This is a genomic window from Rhodoferax sp. GW822-FHT04A08, assembly GCF_058801025.1.
Genome location: NZ_JBXAMW010000005.1, coordinates 285,462 through 303,616, shown reverse-complemented (window position 1 = coordinate 303,616; position 18,155 = coordinate 285,462). Strand labels below are relative to the sequence as shown.

The 18,155-nt window shown below is 59.8% G+C and carries 18 protein-coding genes; 10 read left to right on the top strand and 8 right to left on the bottom strand.

Annotated features, from left to right (window positions below):
* Window positions 1-37 precede the first annotated feature (37 nt).
* A complete protein-coding gene (locus AC1RMF_RS13020) occupies window positions 38-820 on the top strand; it encodes an SDR family NAD(P)-dependent oxidoreductase (protein ID WP_493141936.1) in 783 nt (260 codons plus the stop codon).
* Window positions 821-834: 14 nt separating this feature from the next.
* Window positions 835-1,995 (top strand): MFS transporter, encoded by a 1,161-nt coding sequence (locus AC1RMF_RS13015; protein ID WP_493141934.1) that lies wholly within the window; start codon window positions 835-837, stop codon window positions 1,993-1,995.
* Between the two features lie 63 nt (window positions 1,996-2,058).
* Here the strand turns inward: AC1RMF_RS13015 and purH are convergent, their stop codons facing one another.
* The 3 genes from purH to dusB are packed head-to-tail and all read right to left on the bottom strand — an operon-like array spanning window position 2,059 to window position 4,941.
* On the bottom strand, window positions 2,059-3,654 hold the full coding sequence (purH, locus tag AC1RMF_RS13010; RefSeq protein WP_493141932.1) for a bifunctional phosphoribosylaminoimidazolecarboxamide formyltransferase/IMP cyclohydrolase: 1,596 nt from the start codon (window positions 3,652-3,654) through the stop codon (window positions 2,059-2,061).
* A gap of 4 nt (window positions 3,655-3,658) precedes the next feature.
* Entirely contained in the window at window positions 3,659-3,895 is a 237-nt protein-coding gene (locus tag AC1RMF_RS13005) for a helix-turn-helix domain-containing protein (protein WP_342620763.1), read from the bottom strand.
* Entirely contained in the window at window positions 3,892-4,941 is a 1,050-nt protein-coding gene (dusB, locus tag AC1RMF_RS13000; RefSeq protein ID WP_493141929.1) for a tRNA dihydrouridine synthase DusB, read from the bottom strand. Before dusB ends, AC1RMF_RS13005 begins: the two co-directional genes overlap by 4 nt.
* Window positions 4,942-5,064: 123 nt before the next feature.
* On the opposite strand from dusB, the gene AC1RMF_RS12995 reads away from it, so the two are divergent.
* Together AC1RMF_RS12995 and AC1RMF_RS12990 are read left to right on the top strand one after the other, a co-directional pair.
* A complete protein-coding gene (locus AC1RMF_RS12995; RefSeq protein WP_342620761.1) occupies window positions 5,065-5,532 on the top strand; it encodes a YqaA family protein in 468 nt (155 codons plus the stop codon).
* Entirely contained in the window at window positions 5,532-6,134 is a 603-nt protein-coding gene (locus AC1RMF_RS12990) for a hypothetical protein (RefSeq protein WP_493141927.1), read from the top strand. The genes AC1RMF_RS12995 and AC1RMF_RS12990 overlap by 1 nt, the downstream gene beginning before the upstream one ends.
* Here AC1RMF_RS12990 and AC1RMF_RS12985 read toward each other — a convergent pair.
* Both AC1RMF_RS12985 and ychF read right to left on the bottom strand, forming a co-directional pair.
* Complete coding sequence (locus AC1RMF_RS12985; RefSeq protein ID WP_493141925.1) at window positions 6,131-7,030, bottom strand: DMT family transporter; 900 nt, start codon at window positions 7,028-7,030, stop codon at window positions 6,131-6,133. The genes AC1RMF_RS12990 and AC1RMF_RS12985 overlap by 4 nt on opposite strands.
* A 12-nt stretch (window positions 7,031-7,042) precedes the next feature.
* The gene (gene ychF, locus AC1RMF_RS12980; RefSeq protein ID WP_342620758.1) at window positions 7,043-8,134 is read right to left on the bottom strand and encodes a redox-regulated ATPase YchF; all 1,092 of its coding nucleotides are present in this window, start codon (window positions 8,132-8,134) and stop codon (window positions 7,043-7,045) included.
* 168 nt (window positions 8,135-8,302) lie between these two features.
* Between ychF and AC1RMF_RS12975 the strand changes: the two genes are divergently transcribed.
* Window positions 8,303-8,707 (top strand): hypothetical protein, encoded by a 405-nt coding sequence (locus AC1RMF_RS12975; RefSeq protein WP_493141923.1) that lies wholly within the window; start codon window positions 8,303-8,305, stop codon window positions 8,705-8,707.
* Window positions 8,708-8,742: 35 nt separating this feature from the next.
* Window positions 8,743-9,573 (top strand): class I SAM-dependent methyltransferase, encoded by an 831-nt coding sequence (locus AC1RMF_RS12970; RefSeq protein ID WP_493141921.1) that lies wholly within the window; start codon window positions 8,743-8,745, stop codon window positions 9,571-9,573.
* Window positions 9,574-9,648: 75 nt separating this feature from the next.
* Here the strand turns inward: AC1RMF_RS12970 and AC1RMF_RS12965 are convergent, their stop codons facing one another.
* From AC1RMF_RS12965 to AC1RMF_RS12955, 3 genes are all read right to left on the bottom strand, one after another.
* Window positions 9,649-10,716 (bottom strand): acyltransferase family protein, encoded by a 1,068-nt coding sequence (locus tag AC1RMF_RS12965; protein WP_493141919.1) that lies wholly within the window; start codon window positions 10,714-10,716, stop codon window positions 9,649-9,651.
* 658 nt (window positions 10,717-11,374) lie between these two features.
* A complete protein-coding gene (locus tag AC1RMF_RS12960) occupies window positions 11,375-11,710 on the bottom strand; it encodes a hypothetical protein (RefSeq protein WP_493141917.1) in 336 nt (111 codons plus the stop codon).
* Window positions 11,711-11,780: 70 nt separating this feature from the next.
* Window positions 11,781-13,397, bottom strand: coding sequence for a TonB C-terminal domain-containing protein (locus AC1RMF_RS12955; protein WP_493141915.1), 1,617 nt, complete (start codon window positions 13,395-13,397; stop codon window positions 11,781-11,783).
* 212 nt (window positions 13,398-13,609) lie between these two features.
* Here AC1RMF_RS12955 and AC1RMF_RS12950 point away from each other — a divergent pair, with 212 nt between their 5' ends.
* The 4 genes from AC1RMF_RS12950 to AC1RMF_RS12935 are packed head-to-tail and all read left to right on the top strand — an operon-like array spanning window position 13,610 to window position 18,136.
* Window positions 13,610-14,749 carry an FAD-dependent monooxygenase gene (locus tag AC1RMF_RS12950; protein WP_493141913.1) on the top strand — a complete coding sequence of 380 codons (1,140 nt, stop codon included), beginning with the start codon at window positions 13,610-13,612 and terminating at the stop codon, window positions 14,747-14,749.
* A gap of 28 nt (window positions 14,750-14,777) precedes the next feature.
* Window positions 14,778-15,506, top strand: a complete 729-nt coding sequence (locus AC1RMF_RS12945) for a DsbC family protein (protein ID WP_493141911.1) — start codon at window positions 14,778-14,780, stop codon at window positions 15,504-15,506.
* Complete coding sequence (locus AC1RMF_RS12940) at window positions 15,503-17,326, top strand: M61 family metallopeptidase (protein WP_493141909.1); 1,824 nt, start codon at window positions 15,503-15,505, stop codon at window positions 17,324-17,326. The genes AC1RMF_RS12945 and AC1RMF_RS12940 overlap by 4 nt, the downstream gene beginning before the upstream one ends.
* 30 nt (window positions 17,327-17,356) lie before the next feature.
* Entirely contained in the window at window positions 17,357-18,136 is a 780-nt protein-coding gene (locus AC1RMF_RS12935; RefSeq protein ID WP_493141908.1) for an enoyl-CoA hydratase, read from the top strand.
* Window positions 18,137-18,155: the final 19 nt, after the last annotated feature.

Below are 18,155 nucleotides of genomic sequence, written 5' to 3'. Positions count from 1 at the left end.
ACAACCTGGGGCCCGCCGTTCACCAAAGCGCAAACCCATGCACCCGCTGTTCAATCTCCAAAGCCAGGTCGCCCTCATCACCGGAGCCGGAAGTCCGGACGGGATCGGCTTTGCCTGCGCCAACTTGTTGGCGGAAATGGGCGCACAGGTAGCCATCGCTGCAACCGGCCCGCGCATACACGACCGCGCCAGGACCCTTCAGGCAAAAGGCAGGCAGGCAAGGGGTTACACGGCGGACCTGACAGACCGGGTTGCCACCGCCGAACTGGTTGCCCAGGTGGAACGCGACTTTGGACGCATTGATCTGCTGGTCAACAATGCTGGCATGTCCAAGGAAGGATCGCCCGAGGTCTTTCAACTGTTTGATGCCATGGACGACTACGAGTGGGACGTGTCCATCGCCAGAAATTTGACCACGGGCTACAACGTGACCAGGCGCGTCATACCGGGCATGCTGAAGCGCCGCTATGGCCGCATCGTCAATATCGCGTCCACTACAGGCACCATGGGCAGCAATCCGGGGGAAGCGGCATACAGCGCAGCCAAGGCCGCCATGGTTGGCATGAGCATGGGCATTGCATTGGAAGTTGCCGCCCAAGGTATCACGATCAACACGGTGGCACCCGGATGGGTTGCCACTGCCTCCCAGACGGAGACGGAACGCAAGGCGTCCATGCACACCCCCATGGGGCGGGCGGCCACGCCTGCGGAAATTGCGGCCATGGTCGCCTTTCTCGTGAGCCCGGGCGCCAGCTACATCACCGGTCAGCTGATGGTCGTCGATGGGGGCAACCACTTGCAGGAAAACAGAGCGGCATAGCTGCAAACGCCCTTATGTCTGCCGAAACTGAATTTGACTGGCGCACCATTGCTGCGTTGAACGCAGTGTCCACCCTGGCGCAGATAGGCCAGTTTGGCATTGCTTTTGTGGTGTTGCCCGTGTGGCTTGCCGAACATGGATTGGACGCCGCCCATCTGGGCATGTTCGCGGCCTCCCTGTGGCTTGGCCAACTGCCCGGCCTGGCCATTGCGCCCTGGCTTTGCAAACGCTTGGGGCCTATGTGGGTCATCGTGCTGGGCTTGGCTTGCACGGTGTGTGCGCTACCGTGGATGGCGTTTTCGGTATGGCCGTATTGGATGGCAGGGGGAATGCTTTGCGGTTTCGGCTTGGGGCTGCGCTGGATTGGCGTGGAACCCTGGCTGTACCGCATCGCGCCCGCCGAAGCGCGTGGGCGCCTGGTCGGATTTCATGAAACGCTGATTGCGCTGGCCCCCATCGTGGCCCCGATGCTGGCCAGCTACCTGGGCCTGCAAGGCAACGCTGTTTTCTGGATCGGGAGCGCTTTTACATTGGCCGCAATCGTGCCCCTGGCGTTTGCCAGCGCTGCACCCAAGGAGTTGCAACACCACCCCGCTGAAAAGACACCCACACAGGCCACCGCAGCACTGCGCGATACCGTGTTCCGCCAGGGCTTGGTCATCGCACTGCTGGGCGGCATGCTGGAAGCCGCCGTGTCCGGACTGTTTGCCCCGTTTACCCAGGGGCGTGGATTGGATGTAGGACAAACCGCAGACCTGTTGGCCGTTTTCGGATTGGGTGGCCTGCTCATGCAGTACGGCGTGGGTTGGCTGGCTGACCACCGCGGAGTGGGCTTTGCAGCGATAGCCTCTGCGGCGGGCATTGCCGTGGTCAGTGTTGCGCTGCTACTGCCGTTGAACTACCCGATGATCGTGATTGCGGTGTTCCTGTTGGGCGGCTTTATCACGGCCTTGCTGACCTTGGCACTCATTGCCAGCACGCTGGCGGCATCAGGCAACATCGCCAAAAATGTGAGTGCGATTTCCATGCTGTACACGGCCAGCGCGGTTGCCGGGCCCTTGATGGCAGGCGCCGCCATGAAGTCCACGCACAGCGATGCATTGATGTGGTTTGCAGCTACTGCGGCCTTGATCATGGCCGGCCTTTTGGTAAGAACCTCCAGCCCTGCCCCGTAGCGCAAACGCTGCGGTCCGCTCTGATCCAACCGGACCAGAGCGGACGGGGCAAGCCCGTCGACCTTAGTGGCGGAAGTGGCGGATGCCGCTGTACACCATGGCCACGCCACGCTCGTTGGCGGCTGCGATCACTTCATCATCGCGCATGGAGCCACCGGGCTGGATGACGCAGGTAGCTCCCGCATCCACCACCACGTCCAGACCATCGCGGAAGGGGAAGAAGGCATCGCTGGCCACCACGGTGCCATTCAGCGACAGACCGGCATGCTCGGCCTTGATGCTGGCAATGCGGGCCGAGTCCAGACGGCTCATCTGGCCGGCGCCCACGCCCATGGTCATGCCGCCCTTGCAGAAGACGATGGCATTGCTCTTGACGTACTGCGCCACCTTCCAGGCGAACAACAGGTCTTGCAGTTCTTCCGGCGTTGGTTGCTTGACGGTGACCACCTTGAGGTCCGCCAGGGTGAGCTGATGGTTGTCAGCCGTCTGCAGCAACAGGCCCGAGCCGATGCGCTTGGCATCCATCAGGTTGCGTCCCTGCTCCCAGGCGGTGTTGCCGCCCTTGGGCAAGTCGATCTGCAGCACGCGCACATTGGCCTTGGCCGCGAACACGGCCAGCGCTTCGGGGGTGTAGGCCGGGGCCATCAGCACTTCCACGAACTGCTTGGAGATTTCCTTGGCGCCGGCTTCGTCTAGCGGCGTGTTGAGGGCAATGATGCCGCCGAAGGCCGAAGTGGGATCGGTCTTGAAAGCCTTGCTGTAGGCTTCCAGCGCATTGGCGCCCACCGCCACACCGCAAGGGTTGGCGTGCTTGACGATGACGCAGGCCGGGGTATCAAAGCTCTTGACGCATTCCCAGGCGGCATCGGCATCAGCGATGTTGTTGTAGCTCAGCTCCTTGCCCTGGAGTTGCTTGGCCGTCACCAGCGAACCGGGCGCCGGATAGAGGTCGCGGTACAGGGCTGCCTGCTGGTGCGAGTTCTCGCCATAGCGCAGGTCCTGCAGCTTCACGAAGCGACCATTGCTCTGGCCGGGGAACTGGGCCAGCGTAGGTGCTTGACCAGCGGGCACGCCGTCACCGAACTGCACCGACGACAGGTAGTCGCTGATGGCGCCGTCGTACTGGCTGATGCGGTTGAACGCCGCCACGCTGAGCGCGAACTTGGTCTTCTCGCTGACCTTGCCGGAGGCCTTGAGTTCGGCAATCACGGTGGCGTACTGCGACGCATCGGTCAGCACCGCCACGTCCTTCCAGTTCTTGGCCGCACTGCGCACCATGGCCGGGCCGCCGATGTCGATGTTCTCGATGGCGTCTTCCAGGGTGCAACCGGGCTTGGCCACCGTGGCTTCGAAGGGATAGAGGTTGACCACCAGCACATCAATGGTGTCGATCTGGTGCTCGGCCAGGGCGGCCATGTGCTCGGGCAGATCGCGGCGTGCCAGCAGGCCGCCATGCACGCGCGGGTGCAGGGTCTTGACGCGGCCGTCCAGCATTTCGGGGAAGCCGGTCATCTGCGCCACTTCGGTGACGGGCAGGCCGTTGTCGGCCAGCAGCTTGGCGGTGCCGCCGGTGGAGAGCAACTTGATGCCTTGCGCGTGCAGGGCCTGCGCGAGTTCGAGGATGCCGGTCTTGTCAGAGACGGAAAGCAGAGCGTTCATGGTTTTACTTCAGTAGTTTGTGTTCGAGGAGTTTCTTGCGCAGGGTGTTGCGATTCAGGCCCAGCCACTCGGCCGCCTTGGACTGGTTGTGGTCGGCATGCGCCATCACCACTTCCAGCAGGGGTTTTTCGACGATGCGCACCATCATGTCGTGCAGGCCATCGGGCTCGGTACCACGCAGATCGCGGAAATAGACTTCCAGACTGCTGCGAACAGTCTCTTCAATTTGCTTCTTGCTCATGCTGTCTCTTGTCTCAGGTTTTCTTCGTCGTTCTCTGTCGGGATTCCCGCAGCGGGAATGCGATCCATCTGCGCGTTCAACCGATCCATGAAGCGCTCCACCGCTTGAACCTGTTGCTGGCATTCATCCAGTGTGTTGATGTGGGCTCGAAAGGCCTCCCCGTCCGGCAACTGGCGCACATACCAGCCTATGTGCTTGCGCGCAGAGCGCACGCCAATAAACTCGCCGTACAGGTTGTAGTGGTCATGCAAATGCTCCACCAGCAGCCGTTTGACCTCGCTGACCAGCGGCGGCGCCAAGTGTTCCCCTGTCTTCAGGTAATGCGAGATTTCGCGGAATATCCAGGGGCGGCCTTGCGCTGCGCGACCGATCATCACGGCGTCAGCACCGGTCCTGGCAAGCACGTCACGGGCCCGCTCGGGTGAGTCGATATCGCCGTTGGCCACCACTGGTATGCGCAGTGCGGCCTTGACGGCGGCCACCGTGTCGTATTCGGCCTGCCCCTTGTAGCCCTGTTCGCGCGTGCGTCCATGCACCACCACCATCTGCACGCCTGCGCTCTCGGCAGCGCGCGCAATCACCAGCGCATTCTTGTGGCTTTGGCACCAGCCGGTGCGCATCTTCAGTGTGACTGGCACATTGCGCGAGGCACAGGCATTGACCACGGCTTCGACGATTTCAATAGCCAGGGCCTCGTCCTGCATCAGCGCGGAACCGGCCCATTTGTTGCACACCTTCTTGGCCGGGCAGCCCATGTTGATATCGATGATCTGGGCGCCGCGGTCGATGTTGTAGAGCGCAGCCTCGGCCATCATGGGTGCTTCGGTGCCGGCAATCTGCACGGCGATGGGGCCGGGCTCGCCTTCGTGATTGGCACGTCGGGAAGTCTTGAGGGTGTTCCACAGGTCCTTGCGTGACGTCACCATCTCGCTAACTGCATAGCCCGCCCCCAGGCGCTTGCACAACTGACGGAAGGGCCGGTCGGTCACACCCGCCATGGGTGCCACCATGAGCGGATTCGCCAATGCAAACGGACCAATATGCATATTGTTGTGAAGAAGACGGAGGTGGGGGTGGGTAGCGTTTGCGAAAGGCCTGGCAGCATTCTACCTGCTCAAAATTTCAGCAATTGAAATTTTTTATTCCGCAGTTCCTATACTCCGTGGCAAATGGAAGCCTGGATCAATCACCTCATCACCCTGCTGGCCTTGCCGCAGTACAGTCTGGGAACGGTGTTTGTGGTGTCCTTCGTGTCTGCCACTCTGCTGCCTCTGGGTTCGGAGCCGGTGGTGTTCGGATTGATCAGACTCAATCCGGAGCTGCTGTGGCAGGTCATCGGCGTAGCCACGCTGGGCAACACCCTGGGTGGTGCCGTGGACTGGTGGATGGGCTATGGCGCGCACCAAGTGGCCGACAAGTACAGCCACTCCAAAATGCATGTGCGCGCCCTGGACTGGCTCAGGAAGCTCGGTCCCAAGGCCTGCCTGCTGGCGTGGTTGCCTCTGGTGGGCGACCCCTTGTGCGCCGTTGCAGGATGGTTGCGCCTGCCGTTCTGGCCCTGCCTGTTGTACATGGCGATTGGTAAATTCATACGTTACGTGCTCATGACGTCCACGCTCTTGGGAATATTTGCTTGATGGAACTCCTTCTCTTATCGCTGGCCCTTGGTGGCGCGTGGTTTGTCAACAAACGATCGCAACTGCGCCGCATCCATCTGCTGGCCGGCATCCTGGGGCAGTTCCAGGTGGAAAGACTGATGGAAACCGTTGCTGACGGCTATCTGCGCGCACTTGGCGAAAAAGACCCACAACGCAGCCAGCAGGTGTGGGGCGTTCTGGATCAAGCCGAAATCACCTTGCGTGACCAGATCCGCAGCTTTGCCGACATGGTCACCAAGCTGGACGCAGCACCAACGCGCTTTAGCACGCTGCCCATAGCGGTGCCCTATGCAGTGCAACTGTTTCCGCAATCCAGCGCCGATCTGCGCGCCCTGCTGCGCATCCACAGCGAGGGTGTGGACCGTCTGGTGCGCAACGAAGCCGGACTGGCGCAAAGGGACAAGGCCTATATGCTCACCGCCGAGCTGCTGCTACTGCAGCACAGTTGCCACTGGTTCTGCCGCTCCAAGGCCGTGGCAACGGCGCGCATGATGGCGCGCCACCGCACACCACACGCCCAGCTCGTGGCCTCCGTATCCGAGCAGACGCGCCAGGCCTACAAGCGGTTGATGTCCGCTTAGCGGGACAACACCAACGCGGTGCCCACCACGGTCAGCGCCGCGCCCAACCAGGCTCCCGGTGCCGGTGCGCGGCGCAAGCGCCACCACAGCAAAGGCAACACCACCACGGGCGACACGCTGGAGAGAATGGCCACCATGCCCACATCGCCATGCTTCAGTGCCCACAGGATCAGGCTCATGCCAACACCCATACCGAGAAACCCGATGAATCCCACCAGCAACAGAACCCGCGGCGTGGCGGGGTTCTGGGCACGGGCCGCGGGGTAGCCCGACCACAACAGCACCAGTTGAGCCACACAGGTCACGCTGACGCGCACCGCGGTGGCCGCAATCGGGTCCACACCGCTGACCATCACCGGCTTGGCAATCAGGGAACTGCTGGCCTGGCACAGCGCCGCCAGCAATGCCAGCGCCACGCCCAGGCCCCAACCACCGCGGTTGGCCTCCCATTCGTGCACTTCATTCTTGTGGGTCCCCAAGAGCGTCGCCGTCATCACGCCGCCCATCACCAGCACCCCGCCCAACATGGCCTGCAGGCCCATGTGTTCGTCCAGAAAGACATAGCCCAGCACGGCGCTGAAGAAGGCATGCGTGGCAAACAGCACGCTGGTGCGGCGTGGTCCCAGACGGTTCATGGCGGCAAAGAGCGCGGTGTCGCCGACAAAGATGCCGATGAACCCACTCAAGGCCATGACTCCACACTGCGCCCAGCTGAGGCTGTGCCAGGTGCCGCTGACCAGCACCACCGGCCACAGCAGGAAGAGCAACAGCCCCATGCGCCAGCGGGTGAATGCCAATGCCCCGAGATGGCGCGCCGGCCCCGCCGACATCACGCTGGTAAAAGCCCAGCAGACGGCCGCGCCCAGGGCCATCAGGTCATAGACGGAAAACGGCAAGGGCGCGTGAAATCAGGAGCTGAACAGGAAGTTCATCACGTCGCCATCCTTGACGACGTAGTCCTTGCCTTCGGCGCGCATCTTGCCCGCGTCCTTGGCACCCTGCTCGCCTTTGTACTGGATGAAGTCATCAAAGGCGATGGTCTGGGCACGGATGTAACCCTTCTCGAAATCGGTGTGAATCACGCCGGCAGCCTGCGGGCCGGTGTCGCCCACGTGGATGGTCCAGGCGCGCACTTCCTTGACGCCTGCCGTGAAATAGGTCTGCAGGCCCAGCAACGCGTAGGCCGAGCGGATCAACCGGTTCAGGCCCGGCTCGTGCAGGCCCAACTCTTCCAGGAACATCTGACGGTCCTCGTCATCCATTTCCGACATCTCGGCTTCGAGCTTGGCGCAAATGGCGACCACGGGAGCCTTTTGCGCATTCGCAAAGGCGGTCAGGCGGTCCAGCATGGGGTTGTTCTCGAAGCCGTCCTCAGCCACATTGGCCACAAACATGGCGGGCTTGGCCGTGATCAGGAAAAACTGCTTGAGCTGCAGCTGTTCTTCCTTACTGAAGTCGATGGTGCGCACGGGCTTGGCTTCGTTGAGTGCAGTCTGGCAGCGCTCCAGAATGGCCACCTGCTTGGCGGCTTCCTTGTCACCCGAGCGTGCCAGCTTGGTCACGCGGTGCAAAGCCTTTTCCACGGCACCCAAGTCGGCCAGGCACAGCTCGGTCTGGATCACTTCGATGTCGGCAATCGGGTCCACCTTGCCCGCCACATGCACCACGTTGTCATCCTCGAAGCAACGCACCACATTGATGGTGGCATCCGTCTCTCGGATGTGCGAGAGGAACTTGTTGCCCAGTCCTTCACCCGTGCTGGCACCAGCCACCAGGCCGGCGATGTCCACAAACTCCACGATGGCCGGCACAATCCGTTCCGGCGAAATGATGGCAGCCAACTGCTGCAGCCGAGGATCCGGCACCTCCACCACACCCACATTGGGCTCGATGGTGCAGAAGGGATAGTTCTCCGCCGCAATGCCCGCCTTGGTCAGCGCGTTGAACAGGGTCGATTTGCCGACGTTGGGCAAGCCCACGATGCCACACTTCAAACTCATGAAATATCCTTATATCTAGAGGCCCCGCCTGCACCCTCGATCCCAAAGTGGGCGCGGTGGAGGCGCCAGTCCCCTTCAAAACGTGGAGATGGCGACGGACAACACGAAGTACCGACAGCGCTACGCGACCTCGGTTTTTTGTCCTCGTTTTGTCATGGGGAATAGGCCGTGATTGTACTTATCAGCGAATCCATGCTTTCCAAGGCCACCGCCACAGATGGCAGGATCATTCGGGACAGGGTTCTGAGTGGGTTTGGCGTGCGTCTGAATGCTCGCAAACGAACGTTCCCGATTGCCACCAGCGTGAAGGGTAAGCAGTTCCGCATGATGCTGGGTCATTGGCCTTTAATGACCGTCAGCGAGGCCAAGAGCATCAGCATCAAGGCGTCCAGCCAGCGCCGGTATGACTCGTTCTTTCGGACTCATTTTGGAGACTGGCTGGAGCAACCGGTCAGCCACATGGCCCATGGTGCGTTTAGAGAACGGTGCCACGATTTTGCCCAGGTAAAGGGGGCATCGATGGTAGATCATCGCGCTACGCAACTGTTCTATTTAAGGCTACATTTGGTATGACATAGAGAAAAACAATAAATTCAGGGAATATTTTTATGAATTGCTTGATTTGCGACGGAAAGCTGAATCCACTTCAGCCTTGGCTGTTTACTTGCCCTCATTGTGGATTTGACACCTCCATACTCACGGCAGGCGGCGGACGAGGAGTGGAAGGACTCGAACCCTTGAGGCGCCGCAACTTTACAAGCATGTGTGATTGGCTTGAACAGCGCTACGTTCTGAACGGAAAAACCGTTCTTGAAGTAGGTTGCGCAGAAGGTTGGTTTCTGGAGGAGGCCCGCAACCGAGGAATGCTGCCATGTGCCATTGAACCATCCTTTCCCCATGCCGAAATTGCGCGCGCGAAGGGATTCAGGGTCTCAGATGGCTTTTTCCCCAATGATCTGGACTTCAATGAACCTTTCGACTTCATTGTGTTCAATGACGTATTCGAACACTTGCCGGATCCAGTAGAGGCATTGCAGAAGTGTGAAAAGCTCCTTACCCCGCAAGGGGTATTGGTGCTCAACCTTCCCAGTAGCCGAGGTGCGATTTACCGCATGGGAAAGCTTCTGGCGCGAATGGGGCATGCTGGGACATTGGAGCGCCTGTGGCAGAAGGATTTTCCTTCACCCCATCTCAATTATTTCAGCCCCTCAACCTTACAACGGTTTACAAAGAAGTATTCGGGCTTGCACCATGTTGGCTCCACGAAACTTGAAACGTTCGTGACAGATGGTTTATGGGAGCGAATCAAAGTTTCGTACCATGGCACGGTCGGTCGAATCATCTACGCATGCCTGCGCCTTTCACTGCCGGTGTTTCGATTACTTCCTGCCGACATCATCGTGGAAGTTTTTGCAAAGACACCCAAAATCACTACCTAGTCTTATTGGTTGCTACGGGCGAATTGCGTCCATTCAATCAACGCAAATTGCTTGCCCATGTGCTTCCAATGGCAGTCAGGCAGACCGCGCTAGCATCGGTATAGATCTTCGTAGAAAAGCTCTTAATGTCGGCAACTTGTGCTCCGTCCATCTCGCCAGAAGAGCAATAACAGGCACGATCATGGCTAGGACCGCCAATCCGGTTGTGCGACCTGGTGCCATAGAATTCAGGATGCTCCCAAAAATGAGTATCAATGGCATGTGGAAGAGGTAAATGGATAGTGTGTATCCGGCCGCCCTTCGAATGTGCTGCTGATATCGCTGCATGGTCCTGGTTACCACGTTATCCATGCATGGCAATGCAATGAAGTTCGCTACGATGATGATGGTCAGGAAGTAATCTCCGGCAAATCGGTTTGACCATTGCAGATTGCTCATGAACTCCGGCGCCGCCGCATGTAAACGTCCTCGCATTAGCACATTGAAGTCAAACAGGAAGTACAAAGAATAGGCAAAGATGCTGGCGACAAATAAAGTGGTTGCGGCATTTTGCGACATGCGCACGTTGCGCCCATACCTGTGCAACATACATCCAGCAATCCATGGTGGCATCATCAATAGAATTTTTGGCCCAGCGCATAGAGCGGCTAGAAAGGTCAGAGGCCAGCGCCATGGATTGCGCATCAACATAAACAGACCGAATATTACGTAATACCAGGCCTCATAATTAAGTGACCATGAAGGGTTGTTATTCGGCGGGCTTATATTGAAAGTCCAATTTTGCCCCAGAAAGGCGGCATTAAGCAGAGCCGATTGCATTGCTGCCTGCATCCCTTCAGCGGTATATCCTCCGACACGACCCTCTATCGGCACTAGCAGCAGGCTGATAAGGATGGCTGGATAAAACACGGAAGCCAAACGCGTGAAACGACTGAAAGCGAATTCTGCAAGTTGTCGTTCCTTTGTATCCACCACGAAGGCCACCACATAACCAGATAGCACAAAAAAGACAACAACTGCATCCTTGGACGGAAACGGTGTAGGAAATCCGAATGGAAACCGCTCGGCGAGGTGCCCCAGCAATACGACTACGGCCGCCATAAAGCGCACCATATCGAAGTAAATCGATAGCTTTCCGTTCATTCACTATCTCCCATTGGTCTCTGATTTTTGTCGCGTAAGGTTCTGTATCAATTTAGAAACGCGATTAGTTCGATATATTAAACAACCGTTAAATATTCGACGGTCAGCGCTGGGGGCAGCATTGCATGTCAATTCAGGCGAACTAGGCATAAGTCCGTCACTGGATTCAGTTCTTACTGCTATTTGTCTTTGCGAACCAGTTCAGCCAATCACCGTCAAAATGGTTGCCATAGTCATGTCCAGTGCGGCTAGGTGTGCAAACTCCACAAAAGATGAACCAATCATCACCATGAGCGGTGTAGCCGGTGAAGCAATTGCCACCAGATGGCTCAGGTACTAGGCCAACGATGCGAAACACGTCTTTTCGGCTATAAGAGGAGCCGACCCGAAGCGGGTACGCGGCTTTTCCGAGAACATGATTTTCTTTTGTGCTGCTCTGAGTCATATGGCCTGCCCTCCCAGTCAAACCAGACTCACTTATAACCGACTTGTTGTCCGACTACCCCGCGAAATTGGTGCCGCAAAAAACAAAGGCCATCCTAAGAAGGCCTTGACATGTTGATGTCCTGATCAGCGGGATAGTTCTCCGCCGCAATACCCGCCTTGGTCAGGGTGTTGAACAGGGTCGAGCCGACGTTGGGCAAGCCCAACGAGGACGTTAAACACCGTTGACATCCGACAATATTTCCTTCAATTGCCGTTTGCGCAGCCCTTGCGGCATTTCCAGAGTGGCCCTGTCCCAGCCCTCCATCTCGATGATTTTTTCCATGCAGTCCTGCATGATGGCGTGCGACTGAATCGTGCTTTGCGATATCAGTTCATGCACCGCGATGTCGCTGTCGGCCTGGCCCGAGCAATGCAGTTGGTAGCGGTACAGCTCGCGCAACTTCAGTATGGCCTGCGCCACTTGCGCCGGGCAAGCACACATATAAATCAAGGCCTGTTCAATTACGAACCCCAGCTCTGCCTGCGTGAATCGCTCTTCGTATTCCATTTTTTGAACTCCATGAACGCCTATGCACTCGCCTTGCATTCCAACGGTTCCATTCTGCTACCGAATTGCATCAGTACAACCGGATGGCCATGTCGACATTCCAGGTGCGACGGATCTCGATCACATCGTAGTCCCGGGACAGTCCCTGCGGAAACTGGGAATACGGAGCCTGGCTTTGCACCACCTGCCGAATGGCCTCATCCAAGGCTGGCACGCCACTTGACATGACAAAGGTGATCGACTCCACCGAGCCGTCACTACGCAGCGCCACCGTGACCAGCGGATTGGTGTGGGGCTGCTTCGCCGCTTCGCGGACCATGTCAAAGGTCATGTTTAGCTCGATCTTTCGGCTCCACGCCTCGGCGTAGCGAATGAGTTCGGCATTGGGGTCACTGCGTCCAAACAGGCGCCCCCTGCGCGCCGTGCTGATGGACAAAGGGAGCAAGGGAGAATTGCGCTTGGCCATCTCTTCATTGATTTGCCGCCCCGCTTTCAGACGTGACTCCAGGCGCTTCGCATCCTGCTCGGCGCGCAGGGCCAACTGGCGCGCCTTTTCCTGATCGGCCGCCTCTTGCCGCGCGGCCAATTGCGCAGCTTCCTTGCGTACCGCATCCATGCGATCTGCCTCCTGACGTGCGGCATCGAGTCGCGCAGCTTCCTTGCGAGCAGCCTCTGCGCGCTCCAACTCCTGACGCACCGCATCCTGCTGTGCAGCCGCAACACGGGCGGCCTCCAATCGCTCAGCGTCCTTGCGGGCCGCCTCCTGCCGGGCTGCCGCCTGTTGAGCGGCTTCAGCCCGTTGCGCTTCCAGACGCGCGGTCTCCTTGCGAGCTGCCTCCACGCGCTCGGCTTGCGCCCGCTCCGCATCCTGACGGGCAGCCTCCTGTTGCGCCGCCGCCCTGCGCAAAGCATCCTGCTGCTCGGCTTCCTTCCGGGCCGCTTCCTGACGTGCGGCCTCTTGCTGCGCAACAAGCTTGCTGGCTGCCTCCTGGCGATCGGCCTCTTGGCGGGCAGCTAGTGCGCGGGCGGCGTCCTGTTGTTCTGCCATCTTGCGCGCTGTCTCCAACGGGTCCGGCGGAGGCGGCGTCTCCTGATCGGTCCGCGCGGATTTGACTGCCTCCATGATCCGCTCACCAGCCGGCGGATCAGGCTGCTTGGGCAATGCCGTGTTTGCATCCGGCATCACGGGTTTTGCAGGTTCCGGGGTGGGTATGTTGGGCGCCGCAACGGGTGGCGACGGCGGTGCGGGGGGCACTACCGTGATGGCGGCGGGATTGGCCCGCTCTGCCAACAGCACCGGAGCTGGCTGCACGGGGCGAATTTCTTCAGAAGGCAAGTTGACGGGTGGCGTCGTCAACCTGACTACAGGCTCCGTAGGCGCCAAGGCTTTCGCCCCCACCACTTCCAGCACTTTGGTCTCCGGCTGGGCTTCGGCTTGAACTGCCCCACCTGCAGTGGATTCAGTTTTTTCCACAGACTGCAATGGCACAAGCACCAGATGCAAATCGTCGGCATGCAAGCGTCTTTCTCTCCAGGGAAATTCAAAGCCTGGCAAACCCAGCCCATCACCGTAGAACGTCAGACTCAGCACCAGTACATGGAACAGCAGAGAAACCAGCAGCGCAATGCTGACAGGCTTGTACTCATGTTTCGGGGCTGGAATTGATCGAACTACGGGAGTATTCAAGACGAGCACTCCCCATGCGGGACAAGACTCCCGCGCCACTGCCGGCACACGCTGCCCTTGGCCATTGGAGTCGAGTCAACATGCATCTTGGAGGCCGTGTCCCTGTGGAGTATTTGCGGTCAGTCGGCGATTGTCGAACAAATCCCCGCTTGGACACCAAGTGTATGCAATGCCAGGAGTGCTTCAGTGCACCAGCCTTCTACAATGATCCCATGTCGAAAACTTATGACGTTTGTATCCGTGGCGCAGGCATTGTGGGGCGCAGTCTGGCGTTGCACCTGGCGGCCAAGCGGCTGCGTGTTGCCTTGTATGCGCAGGCCGCGCCCGCGGACGCGGCCCACTCGGATGTGCGCGCCTATGCACTCAGCCCCGCGTCGCGCAGCGTACTGGAGGCTGTACGTTGCTGGCCGGACGCCCTGCATGCCACCCCTGTCACCCGCATGCAAGTGCAAAGCGAGCAGCACGAGCCCGTCGTGTTCGACGCGACACAGCATAGCGTGGATGCCTTGAACTGGATCGTGGATGTGCCGGTGCTCGAAGGCTTGCTCAAGGAGGCCGTGCGCTTTCAGCCCCTGATTGAGATGGTGGATACACCGGCCAACGCAGAACTCACGGTGGTGTGCGAAGGCCGCGCCAGCGCCACCCGGCGCGAGTTCGGTGTGGAATTTGATGCCAAGCCCTACAACCAATGGGCTTTGGCTGCCCGCGTGGAATGCGCAGTGCCGCATGCCCAAGTGGCGCGCCAGTGGTTTGACAATGGCGACATCCTCGCCTTGCTGCCGCTGGGTGGTGCTCAAGGAAATGTGTGTGCTCTGGTATGGTCCCTGCGCCCCGAGCGCGCACAGGAAATGCAGGCGGCGACTGCGGCGGACTTTTGCGCCGAACTGGACGCTGCCAGCCACGGCGCCCTGGGTGCGTTGAGTCTCAGCAGCGAACGCAAGGTTTGGCCATTGCAGGCCGCGCAGGCGCGCCGCTGGGTGGGCCACGCACACGGTGCCAGTTGGGCATTGGCCGGCGACGCCGCCCACAACGTGCATCCGCTTGCGGGCCAAGGCCTGAATCTGGGACTGGGAGATGTGGCCGAACTCGTGCGCATCCTGGACCAGCGCGCCTACTGGCGCAGTGTGGGTGACCCCAAGTTGCTGCGCGCCTACGAACGTGCACGCAAGGCCGATTTCGCAGTCGTTGGCGGCTCCGGAGACGCACTGCAACAGATATTCCAGCAAAACCATCCAACTTGGCAGACCTTGCGCAGCATCGGCATGCGTGGTTTCGAACGCAGCGGACCGCTCAAGCGCTGGGTCACCGGCCGTGCCATGGGCACGTTGCACAACGCCCCCGGTGTCGCCTGATCTCCTCACCCCTTACCCAGAGAACCCTATGAAAACCGCCACTTTGCGCCGCTTCGGCCTTGCCTTGTTAACCCTTGCTGTCTCGGCAGCCTGCCTTGCCCAGGAAGCCACTATCCGCAAGAACATCACCCAGCGCTTCCCGGAACTCAAGGCCATTGACGAGGTCAGCAAGACCGGCATGCCCGGTGTCTACGAAATCCGTGTCAACGGCACCGAGGTCTACTACACCGACGCCCAGGGTGACTACCTGATGGTGGGCAGCCTGTATGACACCAAGCAGCACCGCAACCTGACCGAAGAACGGGTGGACAAGCTCACCGCCATCAAGGTGGATACCCTGCCCTACAAGGATGCGTTCACCATCGTGCGCGGCACCGGCGAGCGCAAGCTGGTGGTGTTTGAAGACCCCAACTGCGGTTACTGCAAACGCTTTGAACGCGAACTGCAAACGGTCAACAACGTCACTATCCACATGTTCCTCTACCCCATCCTGGGGCCGGACTCCCTGGAAAAATCCAAGGCCATCTGGTGCGCCAAGGACCGCGGCCAAGTCTGGCAAGACTGGATGGTGCGCGAGGTGCCCATTCCAAACTCCGTGCAGATGTGTGACACCAACGCGCTCAAGCGCAATGTGGAACTGGGCCGCACCTACAAGATCAATGGCACACCTACGCTGATCTTTGTGGACGGTACGCGTGTACCGGGCGCCATTGACGCCAAGCAAATCGAAAAACGCCTGGCTGAAGCCAAGTCATGAGCCGGGGGAAAGCTCCCGCGGACCGCGCACAAGGCATTCGTTACCAGGTTGAAGTTGCCGACCTGCACGCGCATCTTTTCAATGTCACGCTGACGATTCCAATGCCCCAGGCCGAGCAGCTCTTGCAGCTGCCGGTGTGGATTCCGGGCAGCTATCTGGTGCGCGAGTTCGCCAAGAACCTGCAGAAGCTCCAATGCCGGCAATCCGGCCGGGTCGTGGCGTCCACGCAGCGCGACAAGGCCAGTTGGCTGGTGAGCTGCAAGCCCGGCGTTGCGCTGCAGGTGCAGTATCAGGTCTACGCCTTTGATAGCTCGGTGCGCACCGCCTGGCTGGACGCCACACGTGGCTTCTTCAACGGCACAAGTCTATTTCTGAAGGTAGCCGGTGCCGAGGGACTGCCTCATACCGTGGATATCGCCGTGCCTGCGCAAGCCCCAGCCTGGAAGCTGGCTACCGGCCTTGCCCCGCTGCGCGTGCTCAAGTCCGGCTTTGGCAGCTACCAGGCCGACGATTACGACGCGTTGGTGGACTGTCCGGTGGAGATGGGCACCTTCTGGAGCGCCGAGTTCGAGGCCTACGGCATACCGCACCGCTTTGTGGTGTCCGGTGCCACCGAGAGCTTCGATGGCGACAAGCTGGTTGCCGACACCAAGGCCATTTGCGAAGCAGAGATTCGCCTCTGGCACGGCGCACTGGCCAAGGGCGCCAAAGCGGCACCCTTCAAAAGCTACCTGTTCATGCTCAATGCGGTACACGACGGCTACGGCGGCCTGGAGCACCGCAATTCCACGGCATTGATCTGCAACCGCAAGGACCTGCCGCGCAAGGAGCGCCAGACCCTGGCGCCCACCAAACACAAGCAGCCTGAGGGCTACACCGTGTTGCAGGGCCTGATCAGCCATGAGTACTTCCACACCTGGAACGTCAAGCGCCTGCGCCCGGCTGAGTTTGCGCGTTACGACTACGCACAGGAGAACTACACCGAGCTGCTGTGGTTCTTTGAAGGTTTCACCAGTTACTACGATGACCTGCTGCTGCGCCGCGCTGGCCTGATTGACAACGCCATCTACCTCAAACTGCTGGGCAAGACCATCAACCAGGTACAGCAAACGCCGGGCCGCCTGGTGCAAAGCGTGGCGCAAGCCAGTTTTGATGCCTGGGTGAAGTACTACCGCCAGGACGAAAACACGGCTAACGCCACCGTCAGCTACTACACCAAAGGGTCGCTGGTTGCGCTGTGCCTGGACCTGACCTTGCGCGCAGAAGGCCACACCACACTGGACGCAGTGATGCAGTCTCTGTGGGCCCGCTGCAAGGCCGGCCCCATGACGGAGCAGGACCTGCTGGCCGTACTGCAGGATTTGGGCAAGCGCTCGTTTGCCAAGGAAATCAGCCACTGGGTGCATAGCACGCAGGAGCTCCCGGTTGCCGAGCTGCTGGAGCGCAATGGCGTGCAGGTGCACCGCGAGCCGGACCAAGTGGCGCAACAGTTGGGCTTGCGTGTCAAGGAGTCTGGCGGGGTGACGATTCAGCAGGTGCTGCGTGGCGGTGTGGCCGAAAAAGCCGGTTTCGCCGCAGGCGATGAATGGCTGGCCGTGCAAGCTGATGTTGCCAAAGCCAGCGGCCCCTGGCGCATGCTGACGTTGGACGATCTGACGCTGTACTGCGGCAATGCAAAGAAGGTGGTGGTGACGGTGGCACGCGACAAGCTGTTGCTCACACTCAAGCTGTCCATGCCGATGCCCAGCACGGCGGTACGCCTGGCCCAGCGCGATGCCGATGCCGTCAACCGCTGGCTGGAGCGACCCGCTCCGCTATAGTTTTGATTTCCCGTTTAGAGAGACCACCCCATGAACTATGAATGCATCACCACCCGTGTGGAAGGCGAGAAGGCTGCCATCATCACGCTCAACCGTCCCAAGCAGCTCAATGCCCTCAATGAGCAGCTGATGATCGAGCTAGGCCATGCGCTCAAGGTTTTTGATGCCGACGAAGCCATCGGCTGCATCGTGATCACCGGCAGTGAGAAGGCTTTTGCTGCGGGTGCCGACATCACCGCCATGGCCACCAAGACCTTTACCGAGGCCTACCGTGACGATTTCATCACCCGCAATTGGGAAATCATTCGCAGCATCCGCAAACCTGTGATCGCTGCGGTGAGCGGCTTTGCACTGGGCGGCGGCTGCGAGTTGGCCATGATGTGCGACTTCATCATCGCCTCCGACACAGCCAAATTCGGCCAGCCCGAAATCAAGCTGGGAATCATCCCCGGTGCCGGCGGTACGCAGCGCCTGCCCCGCGCCGTGGGCAAGTCCAAGGCCATGGATCTGGCCCTGACCGGTCGCATGATGGACGCCGCCGAAGCCGAGCGCGCCGGTTTGGTCAGCCGCGTGGTTCCGCAGGACAAGCTGATGGAAGAGGCGCTGGGTGCCGCCCTGATGATTTGCGGCTACTCCCAGATTGCCACCATGGCAGCCAAGGAAACGGTCAACCGCGCCTTCGAAAGCGGCCTGTCCGATGGCCTGATGTTCGAACGCCGCCTGTTCCACGCACTGTTCGCCACCGCCGACCAGAAGGAAGGCATGGACGCCTTCGTGAACAAGCGCAAGGCCGAATTCCGCAACGCCTGAAGCCCGATCAAAAGGCCGC

Bases quoted from the DNA above. Each gene is read 5' to 3' on its own strand.
- AC1RMF_RS13020 (WP_493141936.1), top strand. From the start codon at position 38: ATGCACCCGCTGTTCAATCTCCAAAGCCAGGTCGCCCTCATCACCGGA.
- AC1RMF_RS13015 (WP_493141934.1), top strand. From the start codon at position 835: ATGTCTGCCGAAACTGAATTTGACTGGCGCACCATTGCTGCGTTGAAC.
- purH (WP_493141932.1), bottom strand. From the start codon at position 3,654: ATGAACGCTCTGCTTTCCGTCTCTGACAAGACCGGCATCCTCGAACTC.
- AC1RMF_RS13005 (WP_342620763.1), bottom strand. From the start codon at position 3,895: ATGAGCAAGAAGCAAATTGAAGAGACTGTTCGCAGCAGTCTGGAAGTC.
- dusB (WP_493141929.1), bottom strand. From the start codon at position 4,941: ATGCATATTGGTCCGTTTGCATTGGCGAATCCGCTCATGGTGGCACCC.
- AC1RMF_RS12995 (WP_342620761.1), top strand. From the start codon at position 5,065: ATGGAAGCCTGGATCAATCACCTCATCACCCTGCTGGCCTTGCCGCAG.
- AC1RMF_RS12990 (WP_493141927.1), top strand. From the start codon at position 5,532: ATGGAACTCCTTCTCTTATCGCTGGCCCTTGGTGGCGCGTGGTTTGTC.
- ychF (WP_342620758.1), bottom strand. From the start codon at position 8,134: ATGAGTTTGAAGTGTGGCATCGTGGGCTTGCCCAACGTCGGCAAATCG.
- AC1RMF_RS12970 (WP_493141921.1), top strand. From the start codon at position 8,743: ATGAATTGCTTGATTTGCGACGGAAAGCTGAATCCACTTCAGCCTTGG.
- AC1RMF_RS12965 (WP_493141919.1), bottom strand. From the start codon at position 10,716: ATGAACGGAAAGCTATCGATTTACTTCGATATGGTGCGCTTTATGGCG.
- AC1RMF_RS12960 (WP_493141917.1), bottom strand. From the start codon at position 11,710: ATGGAATACGAAGAGCGATTCACGCAGGCAGAGCTGGGGTTCGTAATT.
- AC1RMF_RS12950 (WP_493141913.1), top strand. From the start codon at position 13,610: ATGTCGAAAACTTATGACGTTTGTATCCGTGGCGCAGGCATTGTGGGG.
- AC1RMF_RS12945 (WP_493141911.1), top strand. From the start codon at position 14,778: ATGAAAACCGCCACTTTGCGCCGCTTCGGCCTTGCCTTGTTAACCCTT.
- AC1RMF_RS12940 (WP_493141909.1), top strand. From the start codon at position 15,503: ATGAGCCGGGGGAAAGCTCCCGCGGACCGCGCACAAGGCATTCGTTAC.
- AC1RMF_RS12935 (WP_493141908.1), top strand. From the start codon at position 17,357: ATGAACTATGAATGCATCACCACCCGTGTGGAAGGCGAGAAGGCTGCC.